Origin of the sequence: Paracraurococcus lichenis (assembly GCF_030657435.1) — a bacterium.
Taxonomy (GTDB): domain Bacteria; phylum Pseudomonadota; class Alphaproteobacteria; order Acetobacterales; family Acetobacteraceae; genus Paracraurococcus; species Paracraurococcus lichenis.
In genome coordinates this window covers 1-4722 of sequence record NZ_JAUTWS010000190.1, presented here as the reverse complement: position 1 = coordinate 4722, position 4722 = coordinate 1, and the positions used below count along the sequence as shown (strand labels likewise).

Here is a 4722-nt window from a genome sequence, read left to right as displayed (position 1 = left end):
GCCGCCGCCCTGCTCGGCCCTGGCCTGGCCCGCCTCGCGCATGCCCAGGTCGCCACCCTCGAGGCGCAGGAGGCCAGCGGCCGCAGCGGGTCGGAACTGGTCGAGAGCCTGCGCCGCCTCGCCCGGCCCGCCGGCCGGCCCGAGCCGGCCTGGCGTCTCGCCCACAGCGCCGCCCTCGCGCTCGCCCTGGCCGGCGGCCCGCTCGCCGCCGGGCCCGGCCTGCCCGGGCTGTTCCTGGCCCTGGTCGCCGGCCTGATCACCTATGGCGCCCTGCTCGACCTGCGCGCCTACTGGCTGCCCGACAGCATCACCCAGCCGCTGCTCTGGCTTGGCCTCACCGGCGCCGCCCTCGGCCTCGCTCCGGTGCCGCCCGCCGATGCCCTGCTCGGCGCCGCCGCCGCCTGGGGCCTGCTCGCCGCCCTGCAACTCGGCGCCCGCGCCCTGCTCGGCCAGGCCGCCCTCGGCGGCGGCGACGTCAAGCTCATGGCCGCCTGCGGCGCGCTCGTCGGCTTCTCCGGCCTGCCGCGCCTGCTCGTCCTGCTCGCCGCCGCCACCGCGCTCCTCGCGCTGGCTTGGCGCCAGGCCCGGCGACCGGGGCCGGACTGGATACCGCTCGGCCTCGCCATCAGCGCCGCAGCCCTCGCCGCCACGACCCTCACCGCCACAGGACAATAGGGCGGCGGAGAGGATCCGCGCTCAGATGCGCGGGGTGGCGGTCCTGCTGGGCTATATTTTCGCACCAGCCGCCCGCAGTTCCTCCTCCAGCTCGGTCAGGCTCACGGCGCTGCCTCCGGCAAGCTCGGCGGCGGCGGCGGCGGCGGCATGGGCGACAGCGGCAAGCGCCTGCAGGGCCTGCTCGGCCTCGTCGGTGACGCCGAGCCGGATGGTCTCCGCCTCGCCTTCCGAACCGAGGGCAAGGACCGGCGGCTCGGGCGGCGGCACCTCGCGGCGGCGGTGCAGGCCGGTGACCCGGGCGCCGCGGGCGATGTCGATGTCGTCATAGGTCAGCTCGGCCTCGACCACGGCACCGCTCAGGATCTCAATCTCAGCGGCCGTGACGCTGCCGCGCAGCTGGCCCTCGACATGGACCGTCCGGGCCTCGACCTCGCCGTCCACGCTGCCGCCGCGGGCGATGAAGACGCTGTCCGCCTCGAGCCGGCCGCGCAGCGTGCCGGCGATGCGGACATGACTGGTGGTGGTCACCTTGCCCTCGATCGTGCCGCCCGCGGCAATGAGCATGACCCCGCTCACCAGCGTGTCCGCTGCCGGGGCGGGCGTGCTGGCCGCGGGGGCGGGGACGGGGGCGAGGTCGAACGCCTCCTCCTCCTCGCGCGAGAGGTCGAACTGCTCGTAGGTGACGATCGGCTCATGCTGGACGAGTTTCGCAAGGCGGAGCATTGCGGATCTCCCTTCTAGGAGGTGGGCAGGGTCGGTTCGACTCGGGCAGTTGTAAGGTTTCGCGTATCTTGATCCGGTCTCATTTTGGGCAATGGTGGCCGGTGTGTTAGTGCATCGACTGGCCGGCCGCGGCCGGCCGGTCGGCATGGCGGCCGTCAGACACGCCGGTACAGGCCCCGGTGCACCGGATCCGGCGCGAAGGCGGCGGTGATGCCGAGCGTCGTCTCGGCAGCGCCGAGCTGCAGCCAGCCGCCCGGCCGCATCCGCGCCGCGACCGCCTCCAACACCGCCCGCTTGGTCGGCACGTCGAAGTAGATCAGCACGTTGCGGCAGAGCACGGCATCGAAGGGACCGAGCGGCGGCAGGCTGAGCAGGTTGGCTTCGCGCAGTTCCACCACCCCGCGCAGCACCTCCTTCAGCCGCCAGAACTCGCCCTCCTTGCTGAAGTGCTTGATCAGGCGGTGGGCGGAGAGGCCGCGCTGCACCTCGAACTGGCTGTAGCGCGCCTCCCGCGCCCGGGCCACGGCGGTGGCGCTGAGATCGGTGCCGAGGATGCGCCAGCGCCAGCCCGCGAGGCGCGCAGTGTCCTCGGCCAGTTGGATCGCCAGTGAATAGGGCTCCTGCCCGGTGGAGCAGGCGGCGGACCAGAACCGCATCTCGCGCTCGGTCGCGCGGCGCTCCAGGATATCGGGCACCACCACGTCGCGCAGCAGCTCGAAGGGCCGGCCGTCGCGGAACCACAGCGTCTCGTTGGTGGTCAACGCATCCGTGACCAGCATGGCGAGGCGCATGTCGTTCTGCCGGCCGATGCGGTCGGCCAACGCCGCGGTGCTGGCAACGCCGAGCTGCGGCAGCATGGGCTCGAGCCGCGCCGCGACCAGATAATCCTTGTCGGCCGCCATGGCGATGCCGGAGCGGCGTTGCACCACCTCCCGGATGGTGGCGAGCGCAGCGGCATTCATGACAGTCCTCCCGTGGCAAGGCGTGCCACCGCGTCGGCCATGGCGGAAAGCGGCAGGACGGCATGGCAGAGCCCGGCACGCGCGACGGCGCCCGGCATGCCCCAAACCACCGAGGTCGCCTCGTCCTGAGCCAGCACGACGCCGCCGGCCGCGACCAGGCCCTGGCAGCCGAGCAGCCCGTCGCTGCCCATGCCGGTCAGGATCACGGCGAGCACCCGGCCATTGGCGACGCGGTTCGCCGCCCGCAGCATCGGGTCCACCGCGGGGCGGCAGAAATTCTCCGGCGGGCCGTCGTCCAGGACGCAGACGAGGCGGTCGCCGTCCCGCCGGACCAGCAGGTGGGACCCGCCAGGCGCGACATGGATGCGGCCGGGCTGCAGCGGCATGCCGTCCGTGGCCTCGACGGCCGGGAAGCCGCAGCGGCTGAGCTGATCCGCCAGCATGGCGGTGAAGGTGCTCGGCATGTGCTGGGTCAGGAGCACCGGCACGGAAGGGCGGCGGCCGGCCAGCGCCCGGACCAGCTCGGTCAGCGCCTGCGGACCACCGGTGGAGCTGCCGATGGCAATCAGCTCGGGCCGGAAGCCCGGGCGGGCCGGGGCCAGCCGTGCCGCCGGCGCGCTGGCGGATGCCGGCACGCGCAGCAGGCCGGCGAGCTGCTGCATGAAGGCGCCGCCCGGCTCCTCGGCGGCCAGGTTGGTCGGGCAGGGCAGGCTGTTGGCACCCAACGAGGCACGGTCCTCCTGCAACAGCACGCCGCGCAGGCCGCAGCGCGCCGCGAGGCGGATCGCCGCCGCCGCACCGGTCCGCGCATCGCGTCCATCCACCAGGACGACGGACGATCGGGTTTCGGCCACCGCCCCCTCGATCTCGGCCTCACTGCGGACGGTGCCGGCGACCTCGAACTCGGGCCGGCCGGAGATCAGGCGCCGCAACTGCAGTCGGACCATGGGCTCGGCCACGACGAGGAGCACGCGCACCGGCGCGCGATCCGGGTCCGGCGCCCGCACTTCCGTGCTGTTCGGCATCAGTCGAGGATGCCGACGGCGCGCAGCTTGTCCGCCAGGATCTCCTGGTCGTAGGGCTTCATAACGTACTCGTCCGCGCCCGCCTCGAGCGCGGCGATGATCCGTTCCATGTCGCTGAGCGTGGTGCACATCACCACGCGCGGCTTCTGCCCCCAGGGCTCGGCGCGCAGCGCGATTAGCGCGCCGAGGCCGTCCAGCACCGGCATCTCCCAGTCGAGCAGGATGACGTCGGGCGCGCTGCGCTGCACGGCTTCCAGCGCCTGCGCGCCGTCGGCCGCTTCGGTGCATTCGAAGCCGAGTTTCTGGAGCATGCTGCGGGCGATCCGGCGCATGACGGCGCTGTCGTCCACGACGAGGCATTGGGGCATCGGACACTCCCGGTTCAGGCGGTGCCGACCGCGCCGAGCAGGCGGTCGAGATCGAGCAGCAGCAGCAGGCGGCCATCCAGCTTCACGATCCCGGTCGCCAGCGCGCGCCAGCGCGCATCCATGGTCTGCGGCGGCGCCTCCACGGTGCCGGCCGCGAGGTCCATCGCGTCGCCGATCTCGTCGATCAGCAGGCTGTAGAGATTGCCCTCCTGCTCGACGACCACCTCGGTGGCGCGCTCGGGCGAGACGGTCGGCGGCAGGCCGAGAGCGGTGCGCAGGTCGAGCACGGTGACAATGCGGCCGCGCAGGTTGAGCGATCCGGCGACCGCGGGCGGCGCCAGGGGCACCGGCGTGATGGCCTGCGGCCCCAGCACCTCGCGCACCGCGGCGATGGGGATGCCCCAGGACTGCCCGGCCACGACGACCGAGACGGACTGGGAGCGAATGTCGCGGGCGGTCTCGGTCACGCGCAGGTCTCCGGCTGCAGGACTTCGGTGATCGCGCGGCTGATGTCGTCGCGCGCGAGCTTGGGCAGGTGGCGGACGAAGCCGGCCGCAAGACCGCGCTCCACATCCTCGGCACCGGCATGACCGGAGAGGCCGATCACCGGCAGATGGGCCCAGCGCGGGTCACGCTTCAGCGTGCGGCATAGCTCGTAGCCGTCCATGCCCGGCATTTCGATGTCGGTGATAACGAGGTCGACGCGCTCCCCGGCCTCGAGCCGCGCCAGCGCCTCCTCGGCGGAGCCGGTCGCCAGCACCTCGAGGCCACAGGAGCGGATGATCGGGCCGACCAGGCCGCGGAAGAACGGGCTGTCGTCCACCATCAGCACGCGGCGGCCGCGCGGCCGGTTGGCCACGCTCGGCGGGCTGAACCAGGTGCCGGCGGTCTCGCCGACGAAGTAGCTGGCATTGAGGAGTTCGACGGGCTTGCCGTTGACGAGGGCGGAGCCGATGGCCTCGGGTCGGC

General features: G+C 73.3%; 7 protein-coding genes. 1 reads left to right on the top strand and 6 read right to left on the bottom strand.

Going from position 1 to position 4722, the window contains the following annotated elements:
• Nucleotides 1–675, top strand: a 675-nt coding sequence (locus Q7A36_RS38435; protein ID WP_305109072.1) for a prepilin peptidase, incomplete at its 5' end; no start/stop codon positions are given.
• A gap of 51 nt (nt 676–726) precedes the next feature.
• Here the strand turns inward: Q7A36_RS38435 and Q7A36_RS38430 are convergent.
• The 6 genes from Q7A36_RS38430 to Q7A36_RS38405 all read right to left on the bottom strand — a co-directional run.
• Nucleotides 727–1398, bottom strand: coding sequence for a bactofilin family protein (locus tag Q7A36_RS38430; protein WP_305109071.1), 672 nt, complete (start codon nt 1396–1398; stop codon nt 727–729).
• A 155-nt stretch (nt 1399–1553) separates the two neighbouring features.
• Nucleotides 1554–2360 (bottom strand): CheR family methyltransferase, encoded by an 807-nt coding sequence (locus Q7A36_RS38425; RefSeq protein WP_305109070.1) that lies wholly within the window; start codon nt 2358–2360, stop codon nt 1554–1556.
• Nucleotides 2357–3385: a chemotaxis protein CheB gene (locus Q7A36_RS38420; RefSeq protein WP_305109069.1), complete on the bottom strand. Its 1029-nt coding sequence runs from the start codon at nt 3383–3385 to the stop codon at nt 2357–2359. Before Q7A36_RS38420 ends, Q7A36_RS38425 begins: the two co-directional genes overlap by 4 nt.
• The gene (locus tag Q7A36_RS38415) at nt 3385–3753 is read right to left on the bottom strand and encodes a response regulator (RefSeq protein WP_305109068.1); all 369 of its coding nucleotides are present in this window, start codon (nt 3751–3753) and stop codon (nt 3385–3387) included. Before Q7A36_RS38415 ends, Q7A36_RS38420 begins: the two co-directional genes overlap by 1 nt.
• Before the next feature lie 14 nt (nt 3754–3767).
• Nucleotides 3768–4220 carry a chemotaxis protein CheW gene (locus Q7A36_RS38410; protein ID WP_305109067.1) on the bottom strand — a complete coding sequence of 151 codons (453 nt, stop codon included), beginning with the start codon at nt 4218–4220 and terminating at the stop codon, nt 3768–3770.
• Nucleotides 4217–4722, bottom strand: a 506-nt coding sequence (locus Q7A36_RS38405; protein WP_305109066.1) for a response regulator, incomplete at its 5' end; no start/stop codon positions are given. The genes Q7A36_RS38405 and Q7A36_RS38410, both read right to left, overlap by 4 nt.